Origin of the sequence: Microbacterium sp. 4-7, from assembly GCF_014332665.1 — a bacterium.
Taxonomy (GTDB): Bacteria; Actinomycetota; Actinomycetes; order Actinomycetales; family Microbacteriaceae; genus Microbacterium.
This window is the reverse complement of sequence record NZ_MCRH01000006.1, coordinates 217,056-230,200: the sequence shown is the minus strand read 5'-3', so window position 1 is coordinate 230,200 and position 13,145 is coordinate 217,056. Positions and strand designations below refer to the sequence as shown.

Genomic DNA, 13,145 nt, shown 5'->3' with positions numbered 1-13,145 from the left:
CGCTCGCCGAGACCGGCACCGCCAGGATGAAGCCATGACCGACACCTCCGTTCCCGTCACGTTCGCGAACTTCGCCGAGATCGAGACGGCCCGCATGTTCGCCGCGATCGCGGCGTCGGCCGACGGTTCCAACCGGTGGAACCACTATCGAGTGCCCACGCCGATCGACCAGCAGACCGTGATCAGGATGAATCGCGACACCCTCTACAGCGCTGCGATCATCGACATCTCCGAAGGGGCGACGATCACCGTGCCGGATGCCGGCGACCGGTACGTCTCGGTGATGCTGGTGAACGAGGGCCACTACATCGACAAGGTGCTGCACGACCCCGGCGTCCACTCGCTCTCGGCCGAAGACCTCGGTTCCGATTTCGTGCTCGCGGCCACTCGCATCCTGGTGGATTCCGAGGATCCTGATGATGTCTCGATCGTGAACGCCCTGCAGGACGAACTCGCTGTGAGCTCGACCGGCGCGCGAGAGTTCGCTGCGCCGGCCCACGACGAATCGAGCTTCGCCGAGACCCGCCAGGCGATCCTCACCCTCGCGAAGGGCCTCGGCGGTCTGGAGCGCTGCTTCGGTCGAGCCGAGGACGTCGACCCCGTGCGGCACCTTCTCGGGACCGCAGCCGCCTGGGGCGGTCTGCCCGAGAACGAGGCCTTCTACATCAACGTCGATCCCCGGCTCCCGGTCGGCGAGTACACGCTGCGGGTCGGCGATGTGCCGGTGGACGGCTTCTGGTCGGTCTCGCTGTACGACGCGGAAGGCTATTTCGCTCCGAACGACGCCGGTGCATACAGCGTCAACAGCGTGACGGGCGTGCGGGATCCGGACGGGTCGATCACCGTGCGCTTCGGCGGCGACCCCGCACTGCCCAACGTGCTTCCCCTCACGCAAGGGTGGAATTACCTGGTGCGTCTCTACCGACCTCGACCAGAAGTGCTGGACGGCACGTGGTCGTTCCCCGCACTCACAGCAAGCTGATCCCGAGCCCGAGGGGTGGCGCTACGGGGTCGAGCGGAGCGGCACCGAGACGTCGCCGCCCGCTTCCTCCGTCAGTCGCTCCCCCATCTGCACGAACGTCGGCTCGGCGATGAACCCCCCGGCGAAGAGGGCCTGACCCTGTGTGAAGGTCTGGGACCTGCGGATCGCCTCCTCCGGCGCGAAGCCGAACACCTCGGCCAGCTCCGCCAGGTCGCGCGGCGCGTTGACGCGCATCAGACCGAGGTTGTCGCACTGCGAGAGCACGTTCGGATGGATCTTCGTCGGCCGCTGTGTCGACAGGAACAGCCACAGCCCGAACTTGCGCCCCTCGGCGGCGATCTGAACCAGCTGCTCGGTGAGCGCCCGCTCGACCTCGGTGCGCGGGTCGGGAGGGCACAGATTGTGCGCCTCGTCGATCACGATGAGCAGGGGCTTTCGCTCCTCGCGACGAGACCACAGGTGCTCGAGCACCGCGAGGGCTGCGACCTTCGGTTCGGCGGGGTGGTCGAATCCGCCGAGGTCGAGCACCGTCACCCGCGGCCGCTGCTCGATCACGTCGACGACCGACGCCTCGCCGCGGGACCAGAGTTCCCACTCCAGCACCTGCAGGTTCTCCATGCGGTCGGCGAGTCGGTTGCGGGCGTCGTTCCCGCCGTCGCGCAGGTGGGGCACGATGCGATCCGAGCCGAGCAGCCTCGCGTTCTGATCGAGATGGAGGAGGACGTTGTACTCCTCTGCATCCTGGATCGGACTCATCCGCAGCACGGCTGCCTTGGATGCCGGCGATAGATCGATGTAGCGCACGCGCAACGGCTCGCCCTCGACGCGCCCCGAGCGGAACACCCGGATGTCGGAGTCCGCGATGCGCTCGGCGTGATGCGGGGCCGCGGACGGCCGCGTGCTCTGCAGCCGCACGAAGTCGGCGTTCGGGTCGAGGATCAGCATCGGCAGCTCGGTCTCGAGCAGGAGCTGCTCGAGCACGACGCCCAGCGCGTAGGTCTTGCCGCTGCCGCTCTGGCCGCACCAGAAGGTGTGCCGGTTGAAGCGCCGCGGATCGAGGGTGACGGTTCCGAGCCCGCTGTCGAGAGGCGTGCCGATGGTGAGTGCGGTCATGAACTCAGAGTGCCCGCAGAGGGCGGGGGGCGAAAGCGGACCTCACCTTGTCGGTGCGATGCGCGGGTCAGTCGCTCGGGCGCCTGCGCAGCTGCTTGACATCGGTGCGCCGCTGCTTCGCCTTGAGCCGCCGCTCTTTCGACCCTCGACTCGGCTTGGTCGCGCGGCGCTGCGGCGCCGGCGGACGTAGCGCCTCGGCGACGATGCTCGCGAGTCGTTCACGTGCAGCGTCGCGGTTGCGCAGCTGGGCGCGGTGCTCGGATGCGGCGATGGTCAGCACGCCGTTCACGAGACGCCCGCTCAGCCGATCGAGGAGGCGATCACGCTGGTGCGGGGTGAGCGTCGTGCTGCCCGCGGCATCCCACAGGAGTTCGACCCGCGAGTCCGCCGTGTTCACACTCTGTCCGCCGGGGCCCGACGACCGCGAGAAACGCCACGACAGCTCGGCCTCGGGGATCGTGAGACCCGACGAGACCCGCAGACCGGGGCGATGAGGACTGGGCATGTGTCCATCATCCCCCGGCTGCGGAGCCTGCGTCTCAGCTGCGGGCGTCGGTGACCGCGACCGGGACGTCCCTCGCGTCGGTCTCGACCTCGGCCCCAACATCGTGCGTCCGCGCGTCCTTCTTCGCCGTGTTCGCGATGTGCGCACGGGACACGACGATCACGGCGACGATCATCAGCGCGACGCCGAGCCAGTAGGGAGCCGCATGGCTGACCGTGACATAGAGCGCACCGGCGATCAGAGGGGCCGCCGTGTTCATCGCGGCGTTGAGCGACTGCGTCGCTCCGCCGAGCCAGCCCTGCTCGTCGTCGCCGACCGCGTTCGACATGGCTCCGTCCATCGCCGCGGTCGAGGCGCCCTGCCCTGCGGCGAGCATCAGCGCACCGACGATGAACACCCACGGCTGCGCGAAGATCGACGCGACGACAGCGAGCCCGGCCAGTCCGATCGCCTGCGCCACGATGCCGCTGATGATCACGCCCCGCTCGCCGATGCGAGGAAGCAGGATGCCGAGCAGCACGCCCTGGATGAGGATGTCGATGATGCCGACGCCTGCCGTGAGCAGACCGATCTGCGTCGGCCCCCACTGGATCGAGTCCAGCGCGAGCACGCTGAAGTTGTTGACGAAGAAGCCGAACGGAAGCGCCAGGAGGCCGAATCCGATCATCAGACCACGCAGCTCCTTGCGTCCGAACGCTTCCTTGAAGACGCCGAACGGCTGGATCTCGCGCACCGAGATGCGCTCGATCCGGTTCTCGGGCGCGAGGCTCTCGGGCAGCAGGAAGATGCTGAGGATCGCGATCACGAGGGCGACGGCTGCGGTGAGGAAGACCGGCAGCTGCAGGCTGACGGCCGCGAGCAGTCCGCCGATCGCGGGTCCGATCATCATGCCGATTCCCGAGAGCGCACCGAGCAGACCGAACCGCTGAGCGCGCTTCTCGGGCGGCGTGATGTCGGCGAGGTAGGCGAAGAGGGCAGGAAGGTCGCCGGCAGTCAGTCCCTGGATGACACGCGCGAGCACGAGCACCCAGACCGCTCCCCCGATGCCGAACAGCGCCATGGCGAACGCCGCTCCGAAGGCGGCGGCGATGATCACCGGTCGCCGCCCGAAGCGGTCGGACAGGCGACCGAGGAAGGGGGCGACCAGGAAGGCGCACAGGCCGTTGATCGCTTCGAGGATGCCGACCCAGATGGCGAGGTCGCCTTCGTGCGACACGTACTGCAGCACGACGAACGGCAGGACGGGAAGCACGACGGTCATGCCGACGACGGTGAGCATCGTCAGCACGATGAGCATGGTCCAGGCGCGCTTGTCGCTGCGCGCGAGCGATGTGTTTAGTGAAGTCACTCCGAAACTGTATCAATACCAGTTTTGTTGTCAAGCCAGTTCCGGATCGGGTTCGCGATATCGTGGACACATGACGAACGCTGAGCCGATCGGTCGCCGCGAGCGCAAGAAGGCCGCGACGCGCAAGAACATCTCCGACGTCGCGACGATGATGTTCCTTGAGCGCGGGTTCGACAACGTCAGCATCCGCGAGGTCGCGGATGCCGCCGACGTCTCCCCGACGACGGTGTTCGCGCACTTTCCGCAGAAGGAGGCGCTCGTCTTCGACGAGGACGACGAGCAGCGGGACCGGCTCGTCTCCGCGGTTCGCGACCGCGCCGCGGGCGTCACCATCAACCGCGCGATCCACGACTTCTACACGGCCGAGGTGCACGCGAACCTCGCCGAGCACGGCGCGGAGGTGTCGCAGGTCTTCTCGCGGTTCCTCAACGAGACGCCGGCGCTGCGTGAGTACGCCGCCCGGATGTGGCTGCGACACGAGGACGCGCTCGCGGATGCGATCGCGGTCGAACTGGGACTGACCCTGGCCACCCCGGAGATCCGCGTGTACTCGCGGTTCGTGCTGCAGATGCAGCTGCTCGTCAACGAGAGCGATGACCAGCTCGGGATCCTCGCCGCCGGATTCACCGTGCTCGAGAACGGATGGGCGCCGGTCGAAGCGCGGATCACCGGCGAGGACTGACTGCGTCACCGGTGAAGTGGACGCGACGGCGGGAGTCGAACCCGCAACGCCATCAGGTATGAGCTGAGGCCCGGGACCGCCCGGATCGCCGCGATGGGAATGACGCTACCCGGCCCCGACCGGGAAGACCAGGAACGTTGCGGGGATTGACAGAGTGAGTCCGCGCATGACAAGGACCGTCGCGGGGCGTCACACGTCGGCGTCGGCCCGGCGGTGTACCGTCACGATCATGGCAGCCGCAGACGCCCTCGTCACGACCGGACAGAAAACGCATCGCTACCTGCGTCTGGCGCTGGTTCTCATCGTCGTCGCGCTGATCTTCGCTGTCGTGCTGCAGAGCATCGTCGTGTCGTGGACACCCCTGATCTTCGGCTGGAACCCGCTGCCCTCGATCAGCCACGCCTTCTACACACCGGTCCGCGACATCTTCGTCGGCACGCTGATCGCGGCATCCGTGGCCCTGCTCGCGCTCTCGGGACGCAGTCGCGCGACGACCCTGCTCGACGTGTGCGCGGTGTTCGCGCCGCTCATCGCGATCGTTCCCGTGGGCATCGCCGATCCGCGCGCGGTCGACCGGATGCCGTGCCCGACGGCGCAGGAGTGCATCCCCGTCGACGCCGTCGCAAGCGCGAAAGCGGGAATCGCCGTCTACGCCGTGGTGGTCGTGGCGGTCGTGGTCACGATGGCGCTGATCCGTCGCCGCACCCGCACCCCGAATCGCTCGGCGACGCTCGTCTCGATCATCGCGCTCGTGACGGCGGTCGTGGTCGTGGCGCTCGCTTTCGCTCCGGCGGTCAACGAGCACTTCCCGTTCAACTTCTGGCCGGTCAACAGCATCCACTTCGCAGCGACCCTGTTGTTCTTCGGAGTGTTCGCAGCCGTCCCGATCCTCTACGCGGGAGGGCCGCTCGACCCGGACGAGACGCCGCCCACGCCCCGACAGCGCACGATCTATCGGTGGATCTCGGGGCTGATGATCGCCGACCTCGTGCTGCTGGTGGTGGCTCTGCTCTTCCGTCAGGCCTTCGGTGAGACTCCGGTCGTGCTGATCGGCGAGGCCGTCGCGCTGATCCTGTTCGCCACGTTCTGGTGGGTGCAGACCTTCCAGCGGTGGAACGACCCGAACCCGCCGTCGATCGCCGCGCCTCGACCGTCCGCCGCGTGAGGGCACTCAGCCGTGTGAGGGGTCGGCAGCGCCCTCAGCGCCGGATCGAGTCGTGGAAGGGGTTCGGCTCGAGCGTGAAATCGGTCGACGCGTCGGCCCAGGTGCCGCTGCCCACCGACGATCGACCCCGCCGCAGAGCGCCGAGCAGCGCCGTGGCGGGCACGCCGACGGCGAGCGCCGCGGTTCCGCGGAGTGTGCGGTCGTTCGCCCCGAGCACACTCGCGCGATGCCACGCCTCGTGCATCGCGCCACCGCGGGCCGCCGGCACGCGCTTCGCCGGGAGCCCCCCGGCGCGGCGCAGCGCGACGAGCTGTTCGACGTGCTCCCACCAGGTCGACTCGGCCGAGGGGTGGAAGTAGTTGTCACGCAGCCAGACGGGGTGCGGATGCCGGAAGCGCCCAGCCACGACCTCACTGCGCCCGCCCAGCAGACCGCTGCCGACGAACACTGTGTTCAACAGGCTCTTGCTCACTCCGAACGAGTCGAGGGCGATCACGGGCACCCCCTGCGCCACCGCCTCGACCGCCGCGGTGGAGCTGACCGTGACGAGTCCGGCCGCCGTCGACAGCGCCTGTGCCATGGATCCGTACGAGACGACGAGGTTCTCCGGACGCCTCGCAGGGAGCAGATCGAGGTACGCGTCGCGTTCGAGATGCGTCTCCGACTCACCGGGCCGCGACCGCAGCTTGACCACCACACGGCGGTTCGGGTCCGCTTCCGCCGCGCGCACGAGAGTGGCCGCGATCTCGGCCCGCTCCTCCCGGTCGGTGGGCACGAGGGCCTGGGCCGCGAACACGATGTCGGTCGCCGGCATCCGCACCGCCCGGGGCTCGGCCGGCCTCTCGGCGACGAGGGTTCCGGACGATCCTCCGGACTCGGCCGCGATCACCCGTGCCCGATCAGCCGCCACCATCCGCGATCGGGATCTCGCGAACGGCAGGGTCGCGAGCGCCGTCGGCACCTGCACGCCGATCCGGCGACCCAGCTCGGCGAACGCGCGCTCCTCCCGATGCGAGTGCACGACGAGCAGATCTGCGTTCCGCCGGTACTCGAGGGCACCGCGCTGTGCGGGAACGGCCATGCCCGGCAGTCCGGCGACGACGACCGGTCGCACGGTGAGCCCGTCGACGACCCGGCCCAACAGGCGCACGAACGGGCCGCGGCCGGCGAGCAGCACGACGTCAGGACGCTGCCCCTCGAGCCAGGCGCTCACGCGCGCGAAGGACAGGCGGGTCACATCGTCGGACAGCATCCCCGTGCCCGCCAGCGCACTCCGCTGCTGGTCGAGGCTGGCGGTCAGCGGCGTCTGCACGAGCAGCAGGTGCGGACGGATGCCGGGCACGCTGCCGAGCAGCGACGCCGACCATTTCACGAACGAGTCGGCGTCGGCGATCGCGACGACCCGCAGCGAACCGGATCCGCTCATGCCGGGATGCGGCGCAGCTTGGCCATCGGCGCCCGCTCGCTGTCGAACACGCGCTTGACGCCGTCGCCCAGGGCCATCTCGATCACGCGGATGTCGCGCACGAGGTGCTCGAGTCCGGTGGGTTCGAGGGATGCCGCATGGTCGGAGCCCCACATCGTGCGGTCGAGCGTGATGTGGCGTTCGACGGCCACCGCTCCGATCGCGACGGCGGCGAGCGAGATCTGCAGCCCCCGCTCGTGGCCCGAGTATCCGACCGGAACACCGGGGTAGCGGTCGCGCAGGGTGGCGATCGCGCGCAGGTTGGCCTCTTCGGGCTCGAGCGGATACGTCGAGGTGGCGTGCATCAGCACCACCCGGTCGGTGCCGAGGGTCGTGAGGGCGCGGTCGATCTGCTCGATCGTCGACATGCCGGTGGAGAGGATGACGGGCTTGCCGGTCTCGCGCAGCGCGACGAGCAGCTCGGTGTCGGTCAGGCTCGCGGAGGCGACCTTGTGCGCCACGACGTTGAGATCTTCGAGGAAGGCGACGCTCGGCACGTCCCACGGCGACGCGAACCAGTCGAGCCCGAGCATCGTGGCGTGATCGCCGATCGCGATGTACTCGTCACGGCCGAACTCGACGCGGCGGCGGTAGTCGAGATAGCTCATGGTGCCCCACGGCGTCTCGCGCGGAACATCGCGCATGTGCTCGGGGGTGGAGATCTCGGGGGTGCGCTTCTGGAACTTCACGGCGTCGGCTCCCGCCTTCGCCGCGACGTCGATCAGGCGCTTGGCGAGGTCGACGTCGCCGTTGTGGTTGAGGCCGATCTCCGCGATGACATAGGCGGGGTGACCGCCGCCGATCACGCGTGAGCCGATGCTGACAGTCATGGTTCCTCCGGTCGTCGAAATGGCCTTCTCTCCTGAGTACGCGCCGGGGGTGAACGCCGAACGACAGGAGGGTTACCGGCACCGGTCAGGCGGGCAACACCCGTTCGATCAGCTCGCGGACGGCGCCGTGGCCGCCCCGGCGCGTCAGCACGACCCTGGCGGCCTCGAGCACCAGCGGATGCGCGTCGGCCACCGCCACCGGCCAGCCGACGATGCGCAGCGCCGGCAGGTCGTTCACGTCGTTGCCCAGGTACGCGATGTCGGCCAGCGCGATGCCGACCTCCTCGGCCCACCCGCGCAGCGCGGACTCCTTGTCGTCGATGCCGTGCAGCACCGGAACGCGCAGCTTGTCGGCCCGAGCCCGCACCACCGCGTTGACCTCGGTGGAGAGGATCAGCATCGGGATGCCGGCCCGCCGCAGCAGCGACACCCCCATGCCGTCTTCCCGGCTCACCCGCACCCGTTCGATGCCGTCGGCGTCGACCGTCGCCGTGTCGTCGGTGTGCACGCCGTCGAAGTCGGTCACGATCGCTCGCACCGGCACCCGGTCCGGGCTCTCGTGAAGGGCGGCGAGCGCTCGGGCGATGCGGAGCTGCTGCTCGTCGTCGATCTCGATCGCCGTCCATTCGGGCACCTCGGCGACGCGGATGCGGCCGAAGAAGCGGTGCTCCGCCTCACGGAAGCCGTCAGCGCGGAAGACGTAGAACGCGCCCGTCTCGAGGTAGTGCGGCTCGCGATCCTGGCGACGCGGGCGACGCGCGGCGTCGTGGTTGAGTGCGACGGCTGCGTCGGCATCCGCGCTGCGTGCCCAGAGGAATCCGTAAGTCTCATGGGCCGCGAACACGCTGTCCGCCCGACGCGCGCTCACCTCGCGCACGGCACGAGACAGGGCCTCGCGCGGGATGAACGGCGATGTCGCCTGCAGGAAGGCCACCGCGTCAGCCCGGTCTCCCCCGGCGGCGAGCTCGTCGAGAGCATGCAGGATGGCCGACTCCGACGACGCCGTGTCGCCGGAGATCGCGGTCGGTCGCCGCACGACTCGCGCCCCGGCCGCCTCGCTCACCGCCGCGATCTCGTCGTCGTCGGTCGACACGACCACGAGGTCGATGCCCTCGGCCTCCAGCGCCGTGCGCACGGCGCGTTCGATGAGAGGCACACCGCCCACACGGCGCAGGTTCTTGCGCGGCACGCCCTTCGACCCGCCACGTGCCGGGATGATCGCGACGACCCTGCCGGCATCCGTCCTCTGCTGCTGCTGCTGCTGCTGCTGCTGCTCGATCATGCCGCTCGTCCCCTCGCCGTCATCGCCCGTCATCGTCCGTCATCGCCCTCTGAGCACGCGCCAGGCACGCGAGAGTCTGCGCCGCGCGGCGAGCACGGTGAGCCGCACCTGCTCGACTCGACCGATGCCGCCCACCGGGCGCAGCACGCGACGGATCGCCGTCTCGCGCGGCGCCCCGGGCAACCGCAGTTCGATCAGCCTCTCGGGCGCGAAGTAGCGATCGCGATCGGACGGGCGGATGCCGGAGAGCAGCTGCTCGGCACGATCGCGGAGGTGTGCGGCGGCGACGACGGGCTGCATGACGTAGCCGACCGCGTCGATCAGGAGCTGCATGCGCGCCGGATCGCGATACGGGGAGTCCGGCCTGGTCAGCGCGTCCACGATCGTCGCAGGCACCCGGTTGCTGTTCTCGTACGGGGTCAGACGTGCGAGCACGGTGTCGGTGCCCACCGCCTCGATCTCTCGACCGAACAGGGTCTGGACGGTCGGCAGCGCCGTCGAGAATCCGGCGATGACGGCCCTGGCATCGACCCGCTCGGCCAGCGCCTCTGCGGCGAGCGCGCCGCGGTACTCGCGGAAGTCGATGCCGTGGACCGCTGCTCGGTCGCGCAGCGCGTCGCTGAGCCGAGGCGGCGCCGACGGGTGCGGCTTGAAGACGATGTGCTGTGGTCGCCGGCCGGCCGCACGATCGATCATCTCCTTCTGCAGCGCGATCTCCTCGCGCTCGCCGACCAGGCCGAGGGCGGACAGGTACTGGCCGAGGACGAGCACTGTCGGCTCTCCGTCGAGCGCGCTCTCGAGCTCCGCCGTGTCGTCGACCGCCTCGGCGGTCTCGGCGAGCACCGCCCGGAACAGATCGGGTGAGACCGGCACCGGCGTCGCGACGGGCGAGCCCACCAGCGGTGTGACCCCCGGCACCACGTCGACGTGCACGACGCGGCCGATCCGAGCGGTGATCGTGTGCGGCATCCGCACCCGCATCGGCGAGTACGTCATGAGCCCGTCGCCGATGATCGTGAGATGCGCATGAGGGAAGATCTGCATCAGGACGCGCGCCGGGGCGACCTGCGGGCTCTGCACGAGCAGTTCGAGGTCGCCGGGGTCGATCCCCCATGCCCTCGTCAGCAGTCGCCGCAGCAGCGGCAGGTCGCCGGCATCCGGCTTCCAGGAGCTCGGATGCAGCGGACCGAGCAGCGCGTCGAGATCCTCGATCCGGTCGAACCGGTCGCGGAGGCTCGCGAGCGCCGGGTCGGCGACGATGCCCACGGACGTCTCGGGCACCCGCGAGGACACGAACGGCACGAGCACGCGCTCGCCATGCTCGCCGAGCAGCCCGCCGTCGAGCGCGGCGGCGACGGTGGCGAGCCCATAGGCGCTGTGCACCGCGAAGAGCTGGGTCATGCCGCACGTCCGACCGCACGCAGCAGCGGGGCGAGCACTCGGCGACGCGGCCCGTCGAGGCGCGACAGCACGGCCGTCGTCTCACTCTGGGGCAGGCGGGCCAGCAGACCGCGGAGGCCGGCGCGCATCTCGGCGCGCAGCGACGGCGTCATCCGCCTCGATCGCACCAGGTGCCGGGACGAGAGGGCCATCACGCTCCACACCGCCTTCGGGAGGAAGCGGTCAGCCTCGGCATCCGCCTCGACGATGTCGAGCACCTCGCCCATCGCCCGCACGAAGTCCAGTTGGCGGCGGTCGCGCACCTGGGTCAGCGATGTCGACACCCCCCGGCGGTAGAGCAGGGCAGGAGCGTCGACCACCGCGAACGACCGGGACAGCAGATGCAGACGCCAGATCCACGGACGATCCTCGGCGGTGAACAGGCCGGGTGTGAACCCCGCGATTCCCTCGTCGATCAGGCGACGGTGCAGGACGCCGGCCCACGCGAACGGATAGTCGACCATGGTCGGCTCGTTCTCGGGCAGGATCGCGTCGCGCGGGGAGCCGACCGCCTCGCGCCACGGGTGAGGCGCCGGCACCAGGGTGCGCACGCCGTCCTTCACCGTGACGTGATCGGTGCGGAGCATGTCGCAGCGCAGCTCATGCAGTCGGCGCACCAGCACCGAGAGCCGCCCCGGCTGCATCCAGTCGTCGCCGTCGAGAAAGCAGAATGCGTCGCCGTCGACCCGCTCGAGCCCCTGATTGCGGGCGCTCGCGAGCCCCTTCGGCCGGGCGTTGACGATGACCTCGGCGTGCGGGAAGCGCTCGGCGTATCGACGCATGAGCATGCCGGTGTCATCACGGGAGCCGTCGTCGATCGCCACCAGCTTGAGCGCGGCGGGATCGTCGAACTGCCGTGTCAGCGTCTCGAGCGTCGTGCCGATGTAGGCGCCTGCGTCCTTGGCGGGCAGGATGACGGTCACGAGCGGTGTGCGCACAGAACTCCCCCGGGTCGACGGTGTCGGAATGCTCTCAGGCGCTCCTTGCCGGTCGGCGGCCTGCGGGTGAACGCGCGGTGACGTGATCTCGGTCGACCCCGGCGTGGCGATGCCGGATTCGCACCGCGCCCGGGGATCGGCGACGATGGGAGCATGCTCTGGCCGTTCGGAACGACGTGGCGCCCGGTGCGGCAGAAGCGCCGCAGCACGGTCGACCTGCGGTGGCTGAGCGCGCGCACCTGGACCCGCCGCTGGTACCCGCAGGGCATCGACCTGGGCCTGTGGCAGGGGCGTCGGACTCTCGCCGTGAGCTGGTTCCGGCAGCAGCTCGACGGACACCACCTGGCATCGCGGGTCGCGTTCGTCGACCTCGAGCGCTCCCGACATCTCGACGTGCTGCTCGCGATCGACGAGGACGGCGAGCTCCAGCCCGCCCGGATCCACGCCGGCGGACTCGCGTGGTTCGACGACCGCCTGTTCGTCGCAGCCACCGGCCGTGGCATCTGGGAGTTCGACCTCGCCGACATCCGGCGCGTCCGCGGCCCGGAGGCGCGACGCCTCGCCGGCGCGCGGGGACGCGGTCTGCGGGCCACCGCGCTCGTCGCGGTGCGCACCCGCGTGCACCCGCTCGACCTCCGCTGCTCGTACCTCGGCCGCGTCTACGACGACGAGGGAGTGCCCCTGCGGAGGGTGCTCATCGGCGAGTACACCCGCGACGACGAGGGACGCATCGGCGAGTTCTCCGTGCCGGACGGCGATGGCGACGAGTTCCGCGAGATCAGCCGTTTCTCGCCAGGCATCACGCACATGCAGGGCGCCGTCCGCTGGGGTGACCGGCACTTCGTCTCGCAGTCGGATCACATGCGACCCGGCGTCCTGTGGACGGGGAACCGCGATTCGCTGGCACGCGACCGGGTGCCGCTGCCCGTCGGCTGCGAGGACCTCGCGCTCGACCTCGACGAGAAGCTGCTGTGGTCGCTCGGCGAGCACCCGTGGAAGCGCGTCGTTCGCGGCATCCCGTTCCGGACGCTGGGCATCGACGGCTGACAGCTGACCCCTCAGGTCGCGAACGTAGACTGGGCAGGTGAAGAACCGTGCACCTTTCCTCGTCTACACCGTGCTGCGTCTGCTGGCCTTCCTCGTGCCGCTGGCGATCATGTGGTTCTTCTTCCCGATCTTCCGCGAGTACTGGTGGCTCGCCGCGATCTTCGCCGCGCTCATCGGCGTGAGCATCTCGATGCTGTTCCTGCGCCGGCCGCTCACCGACGCCTCGGCCCGGATCGTCGAGCGCCGCGAAGGCAAGAGCTCCGCCGCGCAGAAGGACGCCGACGTCGAGGACGACGCGATCGACGGCGCCGAGAGGGCCTGACGCACAGCGCCAGCCGGTTCGATCGG

At 69.8% G+C, this 13,145-nt stretch carries 13 protein-coding genes and 1 tRNA gene; 5 read left to right on the top strand and 9 right to left on the bottom strand.

Annotated elements, in window-relative coordinates; translation table 11 throughout:
- Positions 1–34 precede the first annotated feature (34 nt).
- Positions 35–982, top strand: coding sequence for a DUF1214 domain-containing protein (locus BEP68_RS13545; protein ID WP_261987850.1), 948 nt, complete (start codon positions 35–37; stop codon positions 980–982).
- Positions 983–1,003: 21 nt separating this feature from the next.
- Here the strand turns inward: BEP68_RS13545 and BEP68_RS13540 are convergent, their stop codons facing one another.
- The 3 genes from BEP68_RS13540 to BEP68_RS13530 form a co-directional block, all read right to left on the bottom strand.
- Complete coding sequence (locus BEP68_RS13540; RefSeq protein WP_187250299.1) at positions 1,004–2,095, bottom strand: ATP-binding protein; 1,092 nt, start codon at positions 2,093–2,095, stop codon at positions 1,004–1,006.
- A 67-nt stretch (positions 2,096–2,162) separates the two neighbouring features.
- Complete coding sequence (arfB, locus tag BEP68_RS13535) at positions 2,163–2,600, bottom strand: alternative ribosome rescue aminoacyl-tRNA hydrolase ArfB (RefSeq protein WP_187250298.1); 438 nt, start codon at positions 2,598–2,600, stop codon at positions 2,163–2,165.
- Positions 2,601–2,634: 34 nt separating this feature from the next.
- On the bottom strand, positions 2,635–3,948 hold the full coding sequence (locus BEP68_RS13530) for an MFS transporter (protein WP_315985315.1): 1,314 nt from the start codon (positions 3,946–3,948) through the stop codon (positions 2,635–2,637).
- A 70-nt stretch (positions 3,949–4,018) separates the two neighbouring features.
- On the opposite strand from BEP68_RS13530, the gene BEP68_RS13525 reads away from it, so the two are divergent.
- Positions 4,019–4,630, top strand: a complete 612-nt coding sequence (locus tag BEP68_RS13525) for a TetR/AcrR family transcriptional regulator (RefSeq protein ID WP_187250297.1) — start codon at positions 4,019–4,021, stop codon at positions 4,628–4,630.
- A 17-nt stretch (positions 4,631–4,647) separates the two neighbouring features.
- Here BEP68_RS13525 and BEP68_RS13520 read toward each other — a convergent pair.
- A tRNA-Met gene (locus BEP68_RS13520) sits at positions 4,648–4,723 on the bottom strand.
- Between the two features lie 136 nt (positions 4,724–4,859).
- On the opposite strand from BEP68_RS13520, the gene BEP68_RS13515 reads away from it, so the two are divergent.
- Positions 4,860–5,795, top strand: a complete 936-nt coding sequence (locus BEP68_RS13515; protein WP_187250296.1) for a hypothetical protein — start codon at positions 4,860–4,862, stop codon at positions 5,793–5,795.
- A gap of 34 nt (positions 5,796–5,829) precedes the next feature.
- Here BEP68_RS13515 and BEP68_RS13510 read toward each other — a convergent pair whose 3' ends face one another.
- The 5 genes from BEP68_RS13510 to BEP68_RS13490 all read right to left on the bottom strand — a co-directional run bounded on the left by BEP68_RS13510 (position 5,830) and on the right by BEP68_RS13490 (position 11,750).
- Positions 5,830–7,221 (bottom strand): DUF6716 putative glycosyltransferase, encoded by a 1,392-nt coding sequence (locus tag BEP68_RS13510; protein ID WP_187250295.1) that lies wholly within the window; start codon positions 7,219–7,221, stop codon positions 5,830–5,832.
- Positions 7,218–8,090, bottom strand: coding sequence for an N-acetylneuraminate synthase family protein (locus BEP68_RS13505; protein ID WP_056279662.1), 873 nt, complete (start codon positions 8,088–8,090; stop codon positions 7,218–7,220). Before BEP68_RS13505 ends, BEP68_RS13510 begins: the two co-directional genes overlap by 4 nt.
- 85 nt (positions 8,091–8,175) lie before the next feature.
- Positions 8,176–9,405: a cytidylyltransferase domain-containing protein gene (locus BEP68_RS13500; protein ID WP_410054841.1), complete on the bottom strand. Its 1,230-nt coding sequence runs from the start codon at positions 9,403–9,405 to the stop codon at positions 8,176–8,178.
- Between the two features lie 6 nt (positions 9,406–9,411).
- Complete coding sequence (locus tag BEP68_RS13495) at positions 9,412–10,773, bottom strand: polysialyltransferase family glycosyltransferase (protein WP_187250294.1); 1,362 nt, start codon at positions 10,771–10,773, stop codon at positions 9,412–9,414.
- A complete protein-coding gene (locus BEP68_RS13490) occupies positions 10,770–11,750 on the bottom strand; it encodes a glycosyltransferase family 2 protein (protein ID WP_187250293.1) in 981 nt (326 codons plus the stop codon). The genes BEP68_RS13495 and BEP68_RS13490 overlap by 4 nt, the downstream gene beginning before the upstream one ends.
- Before the next feature lie 153 nt (positions 11,751–11,903).
- On the opposite strand from BEP68_RS13490, the gene BEP68_RS13485 reads away from it, so the two are divergent.
- On the top strand, positions 11,904–12,797 hold the full coding sequence (locus BEP68_RS13485) for a hypothetical protein (RefSeq protein ID WP_056279657.1): 894 nt from the start codon (positions 11,904–11,906) through the stop codon (positions 12,795–12,797).
- 37 nt (positions 12,798–12,834) lie between these two features.
- A complete protein-coding gene (locus tag BEP68_RS13480) occupies positions 12,835–13,119 on the top strand; it encodes a DUF4229 domain-containing protein (protein WP_053097557.1) in 285 nt (94 codons plus the stop codon).
- Positions 13,120–13,145: the final 26 nt, after the last annotated feature.

Bases quoted from the DNA above. Each gene is read 5' to 3' on its own strand.
- BEP68_RS13525 (WP_187250297.1), top strand. From the start codon at position 4,019: ATGACGAACGCTGAGCCGATCGGTCGCCGCGAGCGCAAGAAGGCCGCG.
- BEP68_RS13545 (WP_261987850.1), top strand. From the start codon at position 35: ATGACCGACACCTCCGTTCCCGTCACGTTCGCGAACTTCGCCGAGATC.
- BEP68_RS13510 (WP_187250295.1), bottom strand. From the start codon at position 7,221: ATGAGCGGATCCGGTTCGCTGCGGGTCGTCGCGATCGCCGACGCCGAC.
- BEP68_RS13485 (WP_056279657.1), top strand. From the start codon at position 11,904: ATGCTCTGGCCGTTCGGAACGACGTGGCGCCCGGTGCGGCAGAAGCGC.
- arfB (WP_187250298.1), bottom strand. From the start codon at position 2,600: ATGCCCAGTCCTCATCGCCCCGGTCTGCGGGTCTCGTCGGGTCTCACG.
- BEP68_RS13505 (WP_056279662.1), bottom strand. From the start codon at position 8,090: ATGACTGTCAGCATCGGCTCACGCGTGATCGGCGGCGGTCACCCCGCC.
- BEP68_RS13515 (WP_187250296.1), top strand. From the start codon at position 4,860: ATGGCAGCCGCAGACGCCCTCGTCACGACCGGACAGAAAACGCATCGC.
- BEP68_RS13495 (WP_187250294.1), bottom strand. From the start codon at position 10,773: ATGACCCAGCTCTTCGCGGTGCACAGCGCCTATGGGCTCGCCACCGTC.
- BEP68_RS13540 (WP_187250299.1), bottom strand. From the start codon at position 2,095: ATGACCGCACTCACCATCGGCACGCCTCTCGACAGCGGGCTCGGAACC.
- BEP68_RS13500 (WP_410054841.1), bottom strand. From the start codon at position 9,405: ATGACGGGCGATGACGGCGAGGGGACGAGCGGCATGATCGAGCAGCAG.